Raw genomic sequence first — 15,635 nt, forward strand, 5'->3', positions numbered from 1 at the left:
AGCTCCTACAGGGGGATGTAACCAGCCTGATATTGCGCCAATTCCTATAACAAGAAACCGGAGAACCACTCATGTCGTTAAGCGTGTTCGACCTGTTCAAGATTGGCATCGGCCCCTCCAGTTCCCACACCGTCGGCCCGATGCGCGCAGCCGCGCGCTTCGCCGAAGGCTTGCGTCGTGAAAACCTGCTGACCACCACCGCCAGCGTTCGAGTCGAGCTGTACGGCTCGCTGGGGGCCACCGGCAAGGGGCACGGCAGCGACAAAGCCGTATTGCTCGGCCTTGAAGGCGAACACCCGGACACCGTCGACACCGAAACCGTCGCTGCCCGTCTGCAAGACATTCGCGGCAGCGGCCGCTTGAATCTGCTCGGTGAACACAGCATCGCGTTCAACGAAAAAGAACATCTGGCGATGATCCGCAAGCCGCTGGCCTATCACCCCAACGGCATGATTTTCCGCGCGTTCGACGCGGCGGGCATTCAGATCCGCAGCCGCGAGTACTACTCGGTCGGCGGTGGTTTTGTTGTCGATGAGGACGCGGCCGGTGCCGACCGCATCGTCGAAGACGCCACCGCGCTGACCCTCCCGTTCAAAAGCGCCAAGGACTTGCTCACGCATTGCAGCACTTACGGTCTGTCGATCAGCCAGGTGATGCTGACCAACGAAAGCGCCTGGCGCCCGGAAGCGGAAACCCGTGCCGGTCTGCTGAAGATCTGGCAAGTGATGCAGGACTGCGTGGCTGCTGGTTGTCGTAACGAAGGCATCTTGCCGGGCGGTTTGAAAGTCAAACGTCGCGCGGCAGCGCTGCATCGGCAACTGTGCAAGAACCCGGAGTCGGCGTTGCGTGATCCGCTGTCGGTGCTCGACTGGGTCAATCTCTACGCGCTGGCGGTCAACGAAGAAAACGCCAATGGCGGACGCGTGGTCACCGCGCCAACCAACGGCGCGGCCGGGATCATTCCGGCCGTGCTGCATTACTACATGCGTTTTATCCCCGGTTCCACCGATGACGGCGTCGTGCGATTTCTGCTGACCGCCGCCGCCATAGGCATTCTGTACAAGGAAAACGCTTCGATTTCCGGTGCTGAAGTCGGCTGTCAGGGCGAGGTCGGTGTGGCGTGTTCAATGGCCGCCGGGGCGTTGTGCGAAGTGCTCGGCGGCAGCGTGCAGCAAGTCGAGAACGCGGCGGAAATCGGCATGGAACACAACCTCGGCCTGACCTGCGACCCGATTGGCGGGTTGGTGCAAGTGCCGTGCATCGAGCGCAATGCCATGGGCTCGGTGAAAGCGATAAACGCGGTGCGCATGGCCATGCGTGGCGACGGTCAACATTTCGTCTCCCTCGACAAAGTTATCCGCACCATGCGCCAGACCGGCGCCGACATGAAAAGCAAATACAAAGAGACCGCCCGCGGCGGTCTGGCGGTCAACATTATCGAATGCTAATTAGCCCCTTCTCCCTCCGGGAGAGGGTTGGTGTGAATCAAGGAGTTCCGCATGTCCACCGAACAACTGTCGAAAACCCCGCTGCACGCTCTGCACATCGAACTCGGCGCCCGCATGGTGCCGTTCGCCGGCTACGACATGCCGGTGCAATACCCACTCGGCGTGATGAAGGAGCACCAGCACACCCGTGAGCAAGCCGGACTGTTTGATGTTTCGCACATGGGCCAGATCCGTCTGACCGGCGCCAACGCCGCCAAAGCCCTGGAAACCCTGGTGCCGGTGGACATCATCGACCTGCCAGTGGGCATGCAGCGTTACGCGATGTTCACCAACGAGAGCGGTGGCATTCTCGATGACCTGATGGTCGCCAACCTCGGTAACGATGAGCTGTTCCTCGTAGTGAACGCTGCGTGCAAGGATCAGGATCTGGCTCACTTGCGAAAACACATCGGCGATCAGTGCACCATTACGGCGCTGTTCGAAGAGCGCGCCCTGCTCGCCCTGCAAGGTCCGGCCGCAGTGACCGTGCTGGCGCGCCTTGCTCCTGACGTGGCGAAGATGACCTTCATGCAGTTCAACCGCGTGAACCTGTTGGGCGTGGACTGCTTTGTCAGCCGTTCTGGCTACACCGGTGAAGACGGTTTCGAAATCTCGGTGCCGGCCGCCGATGCGGAAAAACTCGCTCGCGCCCTGTTGGCCGAACCGGAAGTCCAGGCCATCGGCCTCGGCGCGCGCGACTCGCTGCGTCTGGAAGCCGGTCTGTGCCTCTACGGCCACGACATGAACACCGAGACCACGCCAATCGAAGCCAGCCTGCTGTGGGCGATTTCCAAGCCGCGCCGTGCAGACGGCGCGCGGGCCGGCGGTTTCCCTGGGGCGGAGCAGGTTTTCGCTCAACAACAGAACGGCGTCGCGCGCAAACGTGTCGGCCTGCTGCCGCAGGAACGCACGCCGGTGCGTGAAGGCGCAGAAATCGTCAACGAAGCCGACGAGATCATCGGCAGCGTGTGCAGCGGCGGCTTCGGCCCGACACTGGGCGGCCCATTGGCGATGGGTTACCTCGACAGCGCTTATGTCACTCTCGACACGCCAGTCTGGGCCATCGTTCGTGGGAAAAAGGTGCAAATGCTTGTAAGCAAAATGCCATTTGTTCCACAACGCTACTATCGTGGTTGATTGGCTGTTTCTATAAGTAACGCGATTGCGTTATGCGTGCACTAATGTGTAACGCAATCGCCACAAAAAAGTGCATTTTCTAACAACTGATTCGAATATGAACTTTGCTTATAACGTTCGAAAACTTTTGAAAAAGCTAATCGTCCAAGCCGCACTAGTGAACTGACTAACTGCCAGCAAGCGCAACAAAACCGGGGCCCTCACGGGGCTTGTTTTTTCTCCCGTAGTTGGCGTAGAGTTTATCCACTGTGTTTGCATGGGTCAGCTTGGAATCGTGACCTGGGCAGTAGCCTACAAGTTAGCTACATCCCGTTCGACGTCTTCTTACTCTCCTGCAACCAGCCCCAGTACTCTTTCATGAGAAAGAGACTGTCATCAATTTATGCGTCAAAGGAAATAAGAAATGTCCACACGTCAGAGCGGTACCGTCAAGTGGTTTAACGACGAGAAAGGTTTTGGTTTTATCACTCCAGAAAGCGGTCCGGATCTGTTCGTGCATTTCCGCGCCATTCAGGGCAACGGCTTCAAAAGCCTGAAAGAAGGCCAGAAAGTGACTTTCGTTGCTGTGCAAGGCCAGAAAGGCATGCAGGCTGACGAAGTACAAGCAGAAGCTTGATCCTTCTGTAACGAAAAAGCCCCTGATATTGATATCAGGGGCTTTTTTGTGCGCGCGAATCCGTAAAATGGCGCTTCATTTCGCGTCCAGAGGCCGCCATGTCGAAACACCTGCTCACGCCCCAAGGCGACTTTCCTCCCGCTGGCCTTGGCCGTCGTCTGGCCGCGATGTTCTATGACTTTCTGTTGTGCACCGCCCTGCTGATCGTGACCGGCTTCATCTACAAGCTCATCCAGGCGGCGATCATCGGCGAAGAACGTCTGCGCGTGATGACAGATGCCGGGCAACTGGACGGCGATCCGCTGTATTCCACCGTATTGCTCCTGGTGCTGTTTGCCTTCTTCGCCAAATTCTGGACCCATGGCGGTCAGACGCTGGGCATGCAGGTGTGGGGCATTCGTGTGCAGAACGCCAACGGCACGGCGATCAGCCTGTGGCAGGCGCTGTTGCGGTTTATGGTATCGATTGCTTCATGGCTGTGCGTCGGCCTGGGATTCTTCTGGTCGCTCTATGACAAGCAGAAGCGCACGTGGCATGACATCTATTCCGATACTCGCGTGGTGCGGATTCCGAAGAAACAAAAGTAGCGCCCATAAAAAAGATCGCAGCCTGCAGCAGCGCCTACAACGATTTCTGTAGGACCTGCCGCAGGCTGCGATCTTTTGCTTTTGCGCTTAAGCGTTACCGGCCAGCTTCATTCGCGCAGCCTGAGTGAAATCCAGCATGCGCTTCAACGGCCGAATCGCCTGCGGAATCAACGCCGGGTCAACAAAGATCTCGTTCGTCCCTTCCTTCAAGCTCTTGAGCGTGCGCTCAAGGGTGTTCATGGCCATCCACGGGCAATGTGCGCAACTGCGGCACGCAGCGCCGTTACCGGCGGTTGGCGCCTCGATGAAGACCTTGTCCGGGCATAGCTGCTGCATCTTGTAGAAAATGCCGCGGTCCGTGGCGACGATCAGAGTCTTGTTCGGCAAAGACTGCGCAGCGGCGATCAATTGGCTGGTGGAACCAACGGCGTCCGCCAGTTCGATTACCGATGTCGGCGACTCCGGGTGCACTAGAATCGCTGCATCCGGGTACAACGCCTTCATGTCCTCGAGCTGTTTGGATTTGAACTCTTCGTGGACGATGCAGGCACCGTCCCAGAGCAGCATGTCGGCACCGGTCTTGCGCTGAATGTAGGTGCCCAGGTGTTTGTCCGGCCCCCAGATGATGGTTTCGCCGTTGTCCATCAGGCTTTCGACGATCTCCAGCGCGCAACTCGACGTCACCACCCAGTCGGCCCGGGCTTTCACGGCGGCAGAGGTGTTGGCGTAAACCACCACCGTGCGTTCCGGATGCTGATCGCAGAACGCCGAGAACTCGTCTACCGGACAACCCAGATCCAAGGAGCACGTCGCTTCCAGGGTCGGCATCAGCACACGTTTTTCCGGATTGAGAATCTTCGCGGTCTCACCCATGAACTTCACGCCGGCGACCACCACGGTCTTGGCCGGATGAGCGTTGCCAAAGCGGGCCATTTCCAGGGAGTCGGAGACACAGCCGCCGGTTTCTTCGGCCAAAGCCTGAATCACCGGATCGCAATAAAAGTGGGCCACCAGCACCGCGTCCTGAGCCTTGAGCTCGGCGGCGATGGCAGAACGGTAATAAGCCTCTTCCTCGGCGGTCAGCGGTTTGGGCTGTTTCGCGTCGAGGTGAGCTTGAACCAGAAGGCGTTCGGAAATCTGCGTCATGTTCGCAAGACCTGCAGGCGCTTTCGCGCGAAAGTCGAGTATACACCCGGCTCCGGACCCCTTGTGGGTACCGCCGGGAGAGTGAGTTTTATCAGGCACGGACAGCGTTGAAGCTGCGCAAGGCTACAGAATATCCGGTTGATACAAAAGATGATTCTGACCTGTGTCAGCGCCGGCAGCACCGATCGAACGCGCACCCGAATCGCAGGCAAAAAAAAACCCGGAAATCCTCACTTTCGTGGGCCTTCCGGATTTTCTAAACCGCCAAATATGGTGGGTCGTGTGGGATTCGAACCTACGACCAATTGGTTAAAAGCCAACTGCTCTACCAACTGAGCTAACGACCCGCTGTGTGGTGGCGCGTATAATACTGATTTTTAAGGACTATTCAACACCTTTTTGAAAATAATCAAAAATAAGGTGTTGGATCGCTCACGCCGGCCGCCGCAAAGCCTTCCGCACGCAGGCGGCAGCTGTCGCATTTACCGCATGCACGGCCATTATCATCGGCCTGATAGCAGGAAACGGTGAGACCATAATCGACGCCGAGCTTCACGCCCGCCTGGACGATCTGCGCCTTGCTCAGGTTCTGCAATGGCGCCTGAATGCGAAAGCCATTGCCTTCAACCCCCGCCTTGGTCGCCAGATTGGCCATGCGCTCGAAGGATTCGATAAACTCGGGACGGCAATCCGGATAACCGGAATAATCCACCGCATTCACACCAATAAAGATGTCACGGGCGCCAAGCACTTCAGCCCAACCCAGTGCCAGCGACAGGAAAACGGTATTGCGCGCCGGCACGTAAGTCACCGGGATGCCCTCGCCCAGCTCTTCAGGAATCTCGATGCTGGTGTCCGTCAGGGCCGAACCGCCCATGCCGTTCAGATTCAGACCGATCACCTTGTGCTCGATCACACCTAGGTCGCGGGCAACACGTGCAGCAGCGTGCAATTCGGCGTGCGAACGCTGACCGTAATCGAAGCTCATCGTGTAGCAGCTATAGCCCTCGGCGCGAGCCATGGCTACGACAGTCGCAGAGTCGAGGCCGCCAGACAGCAAAATGACTGCGCGTTTGTCGGTGGTGTTCAGTTGCTCAGTCATATCAGCGCCCCGGCTCGTCATTCCAAAGATATTTATGCAGCTGCAATTGCAGGCGTACCGGCAGGTTATCCGCTACGACCCAATCTGCCAGATCCCGCGCATTCAAGTCGTGGTGACTTGGCGAGAACAGGACTTCACCGGCACGTCGGTCGAGTCCGTACTGGATCAACTTGGAAACGGCCCAGTCGTAGTCTTCCCGCGAGCAGATGACAAACTTCACCTGATCGTTGGGAGTCAGCAGTTCGATATTCTCGTAACGGTTGCGATGCGCTTCTTTCGAGCCCGGTGTTTTCAGGTCGACTACGCGACTGACGCGCGGATCGACAGCGGAAACGTCAAGAGCACCGCTGGTTTCCAGAGAGACCTCGTAACCGGCATCACACAACTGCTTGAGTAAAGGAATGGCATTAGGCTGTGCCAGCGGCTCACCGCCGGTGACGCATACATAGCGCGGACGGAATCCCGCTACTTGCTCGAGGATATCGTCGAGGGTGCGGACGGTGCCGCCACTGAACGCATAGGCACTGTCGCAGTATTGGCAACGCAAAGGGCAACCGGTCAGACGCACAAAAACAGTGGGCAGCCCGGCAGTCCGCGTTTCCCCCTGCAAAGAGTAGAAAACTTCGGTGATTCTCAATGTGTCTTGCATAGTCGCCACGGGCGTAACAGCTAAACAGGCTGTCCGCCTCCGTCAGGCACTTCAGGCAATCCCGCCAACGCGCAGACCACAAGAAGCGTGTTTCAGAAAAAGGGCGTGAATTCTAACGAAAAAACCCGCGACAGGCGCGGGTTTCTTCCAAAGGGTCAAGCAACTTACATGCGTTGCAGATCGCGTTGGGCCAACTGAGCGGCAGAAGTGCCCGGATATTGGGCAACAACCTGCTGCAGAATGCCTTTTACCTTGTCGTTATGACCGAGGCGGCGCTCTACATCAGCCAGCTTGTACAGCGAGTCCGGCACTTTGGCGTGCTTGGGATACAGCTGCGAAACCTTAGCAAAAGCTTGACCTGCACCTTGCAGATCACCTTTGGCCAGGTTCACTTCACCCAACCAATACTGGGCGTTGCCCGCATATTGGCTGTTCGGGTATTTGCGCAGGAAAGCGGCGAAAGCCTGGCTGGCCTTGTCGAAATCCTTGGCTTTGATCAGGTCGAAAGCGGCATCGTAATACAGCTTTTCCTTGGCCGGATCACCCGGTTCGCTACTCGCAGCAGGTGCCTGGGCAGCAGCCCCGGCGCCAGCGGCAGCACCGGCAGCAGCACTTGCATCGCCACCGGTAGAAGAATTCTCAGGAGTCGCGGCAGGTGCAACACCGGATCCTATGCGCCGATCAAGATCCTGGTATCGCTCCAGGGATTCTTGCTTCATGCGCGCAACCTGATTCTGCAGTTCTTCAATCACACCTTGCTGGCGCGAAATCTGATCCTGCATTTGTTGCAGTTGGTTGAACAGCATGCCTTGTGCCGAGGCAGGGGCCGAAGCCGCTCCCCCGGCATAGGCGCCGTTCGTACCGTAACCCGCAGGCGGATAACTACTCCCGCTATTGTTATAACCGGAGTTGTCATCGACCACAGGAACCGCAGCCCACGCCGCAAGCGGCGCGAGGCTGAGAGCCAGAACAGTTACAGCACGACGGCACGTTCGCATATCGAATTACTTACGCAGTTCGACGCGACGGTTTTGAGCCCAGGACTGCTCGTCGTTGCCGGTAGCAACTGGACGCTCTTCGCCGTAGGAAACCAGTTCCAGCTGAGCTGGGGAAACACCTTGCAGTACCAGGTAGCGTTGAACGGCTTTCGCACGACGCTCGCCCAGTGCCATGTTGTACTCACGAGTACCACGTTCGTCGGTGTTGCCTTCCAGAACAACGCGAGCGCCGTTTGCTTTCAGGTCTTTGGCGTGAACGTCCAGAGCGCGCATGGCTTCTGGCTTCAGGTCCGAGCTGTCGTATTCGAAGTAGAAGGTGGTGATTGCGCGCAGAGCAGCTTCTTCGCTCAGGGAACCGTCAACGGCACCAGTGTTTGCGCCGTAACCAGCGTTTGGATCAACAGCGCCTTCACCGGCGTTGTCGCCGCCTTTGGACGAGCAACCTACAGCTACAGCCATGGCCAGAGCCAGCGCAGCAAATTTACCAAACTTCAGCATTTCCATCGTGAAACTCCTAATGAACCCCAGTGTGTTAAGTAAAACGTGTAGCGCCCGCTCACTTCAGGTAAGGGGACCAGGACGGTTCTCTGACTTCGCCTTGAGCGGTAGGAAGCGGGAGCCTAACGCGTCCATTAATGGACACGAGCATCAAGACTCCCCGGCCCTGTTGGCGGGTGGCGTAGATTACCATGGTGCCGTTGGGCGCAACAGTGGGTGACTCGTCCAGAGTGCTATCAGTGAGGATCTTTACACTACCTCGCTGCAAATCCTGGGCCGCCACCTTGAAATTGGTGAAACCATCCTGACGATGGATCATCACCAAAGTCTTTTCATCAGCCGACAGTTTCGGGTTCGCGTTGTAGTTACCGATGAAGGTCACTCGCTCCGCACCGCCGCCACTGGCGCTGGTTTTGTAGATCTGTGGTTTGCCGCCACGGTCCGAGGTGAAGTAGATGGTCGAACCATCCTTGCCCCAGTAAGGTTCGGTGTTGATGCCCGGGCCCGCAGTGACACGATTGATCTGACGCGAAGCCAGGTTCATCACGTAGATGTCCGGGTTACCGTCTTTCGACAGCACGAACGCCAGACGATCGCCATTCGGGGACCAGGCGGGTGCGCCATTCAGGCCTTCGAAGTTGGTGATTTGCTCACGGCGACCGGTGTCGATGTTCTGCATGAAGATCCGCGGACGCTTCTGTTCAAACGACACGTAGGCGATGCGCTTGCCATCAGGCGCGAAACGCGGCGACAGGATCGGCTCACGCGATTGCAACAGAGTCACGGCGCGCGCACCGTCATAGTCCGAACGCTGCAGGGTGTAACGGGTGTTCTTCTCGGAGAAGCGTTCAGCCGTTACGTACAACAGACGGGTCGAAAACGCACCTTGAATACCGGTGAGTTTTTCGAACGACTGGTCCGAGATGAAGTGCGCCATATCGCGCAATTGCTCGGTAGTGCCGGAAACACTGCCGTCAGCCACTTTCTGTTCGGTGGCAACGTTGAACAGCGCCCACTGCACCTGCAGGCGACCGCCCGCTGGAACGATGCTGCCGACCATCATGTATTGAGCACCCACCGCCTTCCAGTCACGGAAGATGATTTCGCTCGGCTGGCTTGGCTGGCTGATCATGTTTTGCTTTGGAATCGGCGAGTAATAGCCCGAGTTGCGTAAATCGTTACCAATGATTTCAGCCATGTCGTCCGGCAGCACGGCACCGCCCTGCATGCCGAAAGGTACAACGGCGATCGGAGTAGCCCGATCGCTGCCGCTGGTGACCAGAATGTTCTTTTCATCAGCCATCGCGATCCCTGCCATGCAGCAGATCACGACCAGCATTCCTCGAAGAAGGTTTCTCACAAGGCTAGATCCTCAGGTGTGAATGTCATCTTGAATGAACGATACGGAGCGAAATCGCTCGGCTTCATTCCCTGCATTTCTGTCAAACGTCCAATATTCTTGACCGCTGCGACTGCCGAAGCATCGAACGGACCGTCGCCACTGGATTTGGCCACGCTGACCGAAGTCACCGTACCGTCCGGCAACATGCCGATTTGCAGCACCACCGTCATGCCTTTGCGTGCTGAAGGTGGGCGAGCCCAGCCTTCTGCTGCTCGCGCACGAATCAGGTCATCGAAACTGCCCGCGACTTCGTCACCCTGCTCATCGGCCAAGGCCTGCTGACGCTGTGGCGTGTCGGAAAGCAAATCTGCCAGGGCCTGAGCCTTTTTGTCTTCGGTAGATTTACGTGCCGCATCCTGCGCTTTCTTCTTCGCAGCATCGGCAGCAGCTTTCTTCTTCGCTTCGTCGGCGATTTTCTTCTTCGCCTCTTCAGCTTCAGCTTTCTTCTTGGCGTCTTCGGCGGCTTTCTTCTTCGCGTCTTCGACAATCTTCTTCTTGGCTTCTTCAGCGGCCGCTTTCTTGGCCTCTTCTTCAGCAGCCTTTTTGGCTTCTTCTTCAGATTTCTTCTTGGCTATATCAGCCAATTGTTTCTCTTCTGCCTTCTTGGCTTCGGCGGTCTTCTTCGCTTCATCGGCTTTTTTGGCTTCATCAGCCTTTTTCGCCTCGTCCGCTTTTTTAGACTCGTCGGCCTTCTTGGCTTCCTCGGCTTTTTGAGCCGCTTCTTCTTTCTTTTGTTCCGCAGCGGCCTTGATCTCTTCCTGCTCGACCTTTTTCTGTTCCATCTGCTCGACTTCGGTCTGACGCGCGGCGGATTTCTTCGCCTCACCCGCAATCTTCTGATTGGTCTGGGTGGTCGCCTGACTTTTCGATTTCAGTTGATACAAGGTCGCCTGGACAATCGGCTTGGCCGGCGGCAGCTCAGGTGTAAAAGCGAAACTGACGAACAGCATGCCGAACACCAGCACGTGCAAGACAATCGCCCAGACACTAGGCCAGAAGAAGCTTTCCGAGGCAGACGGCTCTCGCAGTGGCTGCATCAGGGGGCCTCGGTAATCAAGCCAACATTCCCGACCCCGGCTTTCTGCAACCCGCCCATGGCGCCCATGACGGAACCGTAATCGACAGTCTTGTCGCCACGAATGAAGACCTGGGTACGCTTGCCGTTACCGTTGCCGGCAGCGATGATTTTTGTCACCGCGCTGGTCATCTGCGGCAGGGTCATGGCCCTGTCCTGTTGCTTTTCGGTGTCGACTTCGCTGCCAAGGTTCCAGTAATAGGTCTTGTCAGCCTTGATCGAAATGGTCAGGACCTGGGTGTTGTTGTCCTGCGGCAAGGCTTCGCTGGAAACCTTGGGCAGATCAACTTTCACGCCCTGATTGAGCATCGGCGCGGTTACCATGAAGATGACCAGCAGCACCAACATCACGTCGATGTAAGGCACCACGTTCATCTCGGCGACCGGCTTGCGCTTTTTGCGAGCTCGAGCGATTAAAGCCATTGGAAATTACCTGCTTATTCTTCGCTGGTGTGCACTTTGCGGTGCAGGATCGCCTGGAATTCATCGGCGAAGGTGTAGTAACGGCCCAGCAGGGTTTCGCTGCGAGCTGCAAAACGGTTGTAAGCGATTACTGCAGGAATTGCCGCGAACAGGCCGATCGCCGTGGCGATCAGTGCTTCGGCAATACCCGGGGCCACGGTGGCCAGGGTGGCTTGCTGGGCGCTGGCCAGACCGCGGAAGGAGTTCATGATGCCCCACACGGTACCGAACAGGCCGATGTACGGGCTGACCGAACCAACGGTGGCGAGGAACGGCAGGCTCTGCTCCAGCTTCTCTTCTTCGCGGGAGATGGCCACACGCATGGCACGGGCCACGCCTTCCATCACCGCCTCAGGATCGACGCCTGGCTGCTGACGCAGACGGGAGAACTCTTTGAAACCGGCGCGGAAGATTTGCTCGACGCCCGAATCCGGATCCGGGTTACTACCCGCCTGACGGTACAGCTTGGACAGATCGATACCCGACCAGAAGCGCTCCTCGAAGCTCTCCAGGGCGCGTCGACCGGCACGCAGCAGGTTGCTGCGCTGAAAGATCATGATCCATGAGGTCACCGATGCGGCCACCAGAGTCAACATTACCAACTGCACCACGATGCTGGCATTGCTGACCAGGCTCCACATGGAGGAATGGTCGACGACGTTAGCTTCCACGCTTTATCTCCTGCTTTGAGTGTGTACCCGGGCCGCCCGCGTCGGCGAAGGCCGCACGCAGGTCTTCGGGAAGGGCCCGGGGTTTCAAACTGTTAGTGCGCACACAGGCCACCAAAAACTGCCCTTCGCAGAGCAGCACATTATCCGTAGCCCGCCTGACCTGCTGTTTAAAGCGCAGGCTGGCACGGTTCAATTCGATTACTTCAGCGCTTACCAGCAGCTCGTCGTCCAGTCGCGCCGGCGCGTGATAGCGCGCTTCGCTGGAATGCACGACAAACAACAGATCCTCCCCTGCCAGCTGCGATTGGGCAAAGCCCAGCTCGCGGAGCCGCTCGGTTCGAGCCCGTTCCATAAACTTGAGGTAATTAACGTAATACACGATGCCGCCCGCATCGGTGTCCTCGTAATAAACGCGACAACGATGTGCGAACGGCTCAAGCCCGTTTTGCGCGCGCATACTCTAGTGCTTACTCCTCAGGTTGCCAATCCGGCCAGGCAACTGTTTTTCATTGTTCAAAGGCTTTACCGCAAAAGTACCGTCCTCAGACAGTACAAACCCTGAATAAATCGACAACAAATGTGTATTAATCGTCCACAGCATCGAGAAACTCGTCTGCCACGGGCATTTCACCCATTCGTGACGGAATGTTTAAACCGAAATGCAGATACGCATGCCGCGTCACCACCCTGCCCCGTGGTGTGCGCATGATGTAGCCCTGTTGAATCAGGTATGGCTCAAGCACATCTTCAATGGTGTGGCGCTCTTCGCTGATCGCAGCGGCGAGGCTGTCGATCCCCACCGGGCCGCCATCGAACTTCTCGATCATGGTCAGCAGCAAACGCCGATCTTGATGATCGAAGCCGTGTTCGTCGACGTCCAGCAGGTTCAACGCTAGATCGGCAACCGACTTGGTAATGTGCCCCTTGGCGCGAACTTCGGCGAAATCGCGCACCCGGCGCAGCAGACGGTTGGCGATCCGCGGCGTACCACGGGCGCGGCGAGCGATTTCAAAGGCACCTTCCGGATCCAGCGGCAGACCGAGGATATTCGCCGAACGACTGACAATCGTCGACAGGTCAGCCGTGCTGTAGAACTCAAGACGCTGGACGATACCGAAGCGGTCACGCAACGGGTTGGTCAGCATGCCGGCGCGAGTGGTCGCGCCGACCAGCGTGAACGGCGGCAGATCGAGCTTGATCGAACGCGCTGCCGGCCCTTCGCCGATCATGATGTCGAGTTGGAAATCTTCCATCGCCGGGTACAGCACTTCTTCAACGATCGGCGACAGACGATGGATTTCGTCGATGAACAACACATCGTGCGGCTCAAGATTGGTCAGCAACGCCGCCAGATCACCCGGACGCTCGAGGACCGGCCCCGAGGTGCTCTTGATCGATACACCCATTTCCTGAGCGATGATATTGGCCAACGTGGTTTTACCCAGCCCAGGCGGGCCGAAGATCAGCGTGTGGTCGAGGGATTCACTACGGCCACGGGCGGCCTGGATGAACAGTTCCATCTGCTCGCGCACGGTCGGCTGGCCGATATAGTCGGCCAGACTGACCGGGCGAATGGCCCGGTCCTGGACTTCTTCGCGCTCGCGCGGGCTGTGCGCAGCGGCGATCAGACGATCAGCTTCAATCACTTAAATCATTCCCTTCAGGGCGCGGCGGATCATGTCTTCACTGCTCAAATTCTTGTCCTTGATCGCGGAAATCGCCTTGCTCGCTTCCTGCGGCTTGTAACCCAGGGAAATCAGCGCGCTGACCGCATCGTTCTCGGCGGTGTTGACCGGCGCCGGGCCGTCCGGCTGGTTCGGCACCAGGGCAAACATGGCCGGCGAGGTTTCCCAGGCCTTGAAGCGATCTTTCAGTTCGACCAGTAAACGCTCGGCGGTTTTCTTGCCAACGCCCGGCACCTTGGTCAGGGCCGAGGTGTCCTGGGATTGCACGCAGCGGATCAACTCGTCGACTTCCAGACTCGACATCAATGCCAGAGCCAGTTTCGGCCCCACACCATTGAGACGAATCAACTCGCGAAAAAAGTCTCGCTCACGCTTGCCGGCAAAACCATAGAGCAATTGCGCGTCTTCGCGTACGACCAAATGGGTGTGCAGGGTCAGCGGCTCACCGACCGACGGCAACCGATAGAGAGTGGTCATGGGCACTTCCAGCTCATATCCGAGGCCGTTTACATCCAGAATCAGGTGCGGCGGCTGTTTCTCAGCCAGGGTGCCGCGCAAGCGTCCAATCACGTTTCAGATCCTTGAGCGTTGGCCAGCCGTGGGCTGGCGACTGACGGAAGGCGAGCTTCAGGCCGACGACACAGGCGCAAAACCCACCTTCCGGGAAATTTGATTGCTGATGCTATCAGAGACGCAGGCGCCCGCCACGACTGCGTGCCGTTCCCAAGCCATGCGGCAGTAGGCTGGAACGGGTGTGCGCGTGACAAATGGCAATCGCCAGAGCGTCCGAAGCATCGATTTGCGGTTTGCTGGTCAGCTTGAGCATGTGCATGACCATCATCTGCACTTGCTCCTTATTCGCTGCGCCGGTACCGACCACGGCCTGCTTGACCTGGGTCGCGGTGTATTCGGCGATTTCAAGACTCTCTTCGGCGCCAGCGACGATGGCGGCTCCGCGGGCCTGCCCCAGTTTCAGCGCAGAATCGGCGTTTTTCGCCATGAACACCTTTTCGATGCCCATGGTGACCGGGCCGTAGGTCTGAATGATTTCGCGTACGCCGCGATAGACGATTTGCAGACGCTCATGAAGCTCGCCCGCGCCAGTGCGAATACAACCGGAGGCCACGTAGATACAGCCACCGCGGCCGGTATCGCGAACAATGCCGTAACCGGTGATACGCGAACCGGGGTCGATACCAAGAATTAAAGTCATAACGCCTGCGGATTCGGAAAAAGCACGAAATTCAATACAACGAATAACAAATGTGGGAGCTGGCTTGCCAGCGATGACGGTGTGTCAGGCAACATCTTCAACAGATGTGCCGACGCCATCGCTGGCAAGCCAGCTCCCACATTGAATCGTAGTCGCTCTTAACCGAGCTGAGCGGCCACGTCTTCCGGAATGTCTGCGTTGGAATAGACGTTCTGCACGTCATCCAGGTCTTCAAGCATGTCGATCAGCTTCAGGACTTTCTCCGCGCCTTCCAGGTCCAGCTCGGCGCTGGTGGTCGGCTGCATCACGATCTCAGCATCATCACCCTTGAAACCAGCGGCTTCGAGGGCGTTACGCACGGCGTAGAAACTGGTGAACGAGGTGAACACATCGATCGAACCGTCTTCGTGGGTAACCACGTCATCGGCATCGGCTTCCAGCGCCGCCTCGGTCAGAGCGTCTTCGTTGATGCCCGGGGCGAAGCTGATCTGGCCCTTGCGCTCGAACAGGTACGCGACCGAACCGTCGGTGCCAAGGTTGCCACCACACTTGCTGAACGCATGGCGCACAGCGGCTGCGGTACGGTTGCGGTTGTCGGTCATGCACTCGACCATTACCGCCACGCCGCCCGGGCCGTAACCTTCGTAGGTCAGTTCTTCGACGTTGTCCGCTTCTGTCGCACCGGCGCCGCGCGCCACTGCACGGTCGATGATGTCGCGACTCATGTTCGCGCTCAGCGCCTTGTCCAGGGCCAGACGCAGACGCGGATTGGAGCCCGGATCACCGCCGCCCTGACGGGCCGCAACGGTCAGTTCACGGATCCACTTGGTGAAGATCTTGCCTCTCTTGGCATCCTGACGTTCTTTGCGGTGCTTGATGTTCGCCCACTTGGAATGACCTGCCATAA

18 protein-coding genes and 1 tRNA gene are annotated in these 15,635 nt (G+C 57.9%); 4 read left to right on the plus strand and 15 right to left on the minus strand.

The genetic code is table 11. The annotated features are described in order from the left end of the window. Positions 1-71: 71 nt before the first annotated feature. From ACA069_RS21985 to ACA069_RS22000, 4 genes are all read left to right on the plus strand, one after another. Positions 72-1,448 carry an L-serine ammonia-lyase gene (locus ACA069_RS21985; protein ID WP_497615206.1) on the plus strand — a complete coding sequence of 459 codons (1,377 nt, stop codon included), beginning with the start codon at positions 72-74 and terminating at the stop codon, positions 1,446-1,448. Positions 1,449-1,499: 51 nt separating this feature from the next. Continuing rightward, positions 1,500-2,624 (plus strand): glycine cleavage system aminomethyltransferase GcvT, encoded by a 1,125-nt coding sequence (gene gcvT, locus ACA069_RS21990; protein WP_497615207.1) that lies wholly within the window; start codon positions 1,500-1,502, stop codon positions 2,622-2,624. Positions 2,625-3,027: 403 nt separating this feature from the next. Beyond that, the gene (locus ACA069_RS21995; protein WP_003227496.1) at positions 3,028-3,240 is read left to right on the plus strand and encodes a cold-shock protein; all 213 of its coding nucleotides are present in this window, start codon (positions 3,028-3,030) and stop codon (positions 3,238-3,240) included. A gap of 98 nt (positions 3,241-3,338) precedes the next feature. Next, a complete protein-coding gene (locus ACA069_RS22000) occupies positions 3,339-3,827 on the plus strand; it encodes an RDD family protein (protein ID WP_497615208.1) in 489 nt (162 codons plus the stop codon). 87 nt (positions 3,828-3,914) lie between these two features. Here ACA069_RS22000 and nadA read toward each other — a convergent pair whose 3' ends face one another. The 15 genes from nadA to ACA069_RS22075 all read right to left on the minus strand — a co-directional run bounded on the left by nadA (position 3,915) and on the right by ACA069_RS22075 (position 15,633). After that, positions 3,915-4,973 carry a quinolinate synthase NadA gene (gene nadA / locus ACA069_RS22005; RefSeq protein WP_016773509.1) on the minus strand — a complete coding sequence of 353 codons (1,059 nt, stop codon included), beginning with the start codon at positions 4,971-4,973 and terminating at the stop codon, positions 3,915-3,917. Positions 4,974-5,244: 271 nt separating this feature from the next. Next, positions 5,245-5,320, minus strand: a tRNA-Lys gene (locus tag ACA069_RS22010). Between the two features lie 62 nt (positions 5,321-5,382). Further along, complete coding sequence (gene queC / locus ACA069_RS22015; protein WP_305439430.1) at positions 5,383-6,075, minus strand: 7-cyano-7-deazaguanine synthase QueC; 693 nt, start codon at positions 6,073-6,075, stop codon at positions 5,383-5,385. A 1-nt stretch (position 6,076) separates the two neighbouring features. Next, on the minus strand, positions 6,077-6,724 hold the full coding sequence (gene queE / locus ACA069_RS22020) for a 7-carboxy-7-deazaguanine synthase QueE (RefSeq protein ID WP_008080230.1): 648 nt from the start codon (positions 6,722-6,724) through the stop codon (positions 6,077-6,079). A 164-nt stretch (positions 6,725-6,888) separates the two neighbouring features. Then, the gene (gene ybgF, locus ACA069_RS22025) at positions 6,889-7,722 is read right to left on the minus strand and encodes a tol-pal system protein YbgF (RefSeq protein WP_187679765.1); all 834 of its coding nucleotides are present in this window, start codon (positions 7,720-7,722) and stop codon (positions 6,889-6,891) included. Between the two features lie 6 nt (positions 7,723-7,728). After that, entirely contained in the window at positions 7,729-8,226 is a 498-nt protein-coding gene (pal, locus tag ACA069_RS22030; protein WP_003178634.1) for a peptidoglycan-associated lipoprotein Pal, read from the minus strand. A 52-nt stretch (positions 8,227-8,278) separates the two neighbouring features. After that, positions 8,279-9,559: a Tol-Pal system beta propeller repeat protein TolB gene (tolB, locus tag ACA069_RS22035; protein ID WP_187679778.1), complete on the minus strand. Its 1,281-nt coding sequence runs from the start codon at positions 9,557-9,559 to the stop codon at positions 8,279-8,281. Positions 9,560-9,576: 17 nt separating this feature from the next. Continuing rightward, a complete protein-coding gene (gene tolA, locus ACA069_RS22040) occupies positions 9,577-10,659 on the minus strand; it encodes a cell envelope integrity protein TolA (RefSeq protein ID WP_187679766.1) in 1,083 nt (360 codons plus the stop codon). Beyond that, positions 10,659-11,111, minus strand: a complete 453-nt coding sequence (gene tolR, locus ACA069_RS22045; RefSeq protein ID WP_401268701.1) for a protein TolR — start codon at positions 11,109-11,111, stop codon at positions 10,659-10,661. The genes tolA and tolR overlap by 1 nt, the downstream gene beginning before the upstream one ends. Positions 11,112-11,134: 23 nt before the next feature. Continuing rightward, a complete protein-coding gene (gene tolQ, locus ACA069_RS22050) occupies positions 11,135-11,830 on the minus strand; it encodes a protein TolQ (RefSeq protein WP_008080223.1) in 696 nt (231 codons plus the stop codon). Continuing rightward, positions 11,820-12,287, minus strand: a complete 468-nt coding sequence (gene ybgC, locus ACA069_RS22055; protein WP_123530109.1) for a tol-pal system-associated acyl-CoA thioesterase — start codon at positions 12,285-12,287, stop codon at positions 11,820-11,822. Before ybgC ends, tolQ begins: the two co-directional genes overlap by 11 nt. A gap of 127 nt (positions 12,288-12,414) precedes the next feature. After that, the gene (gene ruvB / locus ACA069_RS22060; RefSeq protein ID WP_187679767.1) at positions 12,415-13,476 is read right to left on the minus strand and encodes a Holliday junction branch migration DNA helicase RuvB; all 1,062 of its coding nucleotides are present in this window, start codon (positions 13,474-13,476) and stop codon (positions 12,415-12,417) included. Further along, positions 13,477-14,085: a Holliday junction branch migration protein RuvA gene (ruvA, locus tag ACA069_RS22065; protein WP_123467207.1), complete on the minus strand. Its 609-nt coding sequence runs from the start codon at positions 14,083-14,085 to the stop codon at positions 13,477-13,479. It abuts the gene before it with no gap. A gap of 115 nt (positions 14,086-14,200) precedes the next feature. Continuing rightward, positions 14,201-14,728: a crossover junction endodeoxyribonuclease RuvC gene (gene ruvC / locus ACA069_RS22070; protein WP_007951206.1), complete on the minus strand. Its 528-nt coding sequence runs from the start codon at positions 14,726-14,728 to the stop codon at positions 14,201-14,203. A gap of 158 nt (positions 14,729-14,886) precedes the next feature. Further along, positions 14,887-15,633, minus strand: a complete 747-nt coding sequence (locus ACA069_RS22075) for a YebC/PmpR family DNA-binding transcriptional regulator (protein ID WP_401268621.1) — start codon at positions 15,631-15,633, stop codon at positions 14,887-14,889. Positions 15,634-15,635 lie beyond the last annotated feature (2 nt).

It is taken from the genome of Pseudomonas sp. LBUM1652, assembly GCF_059716105.1.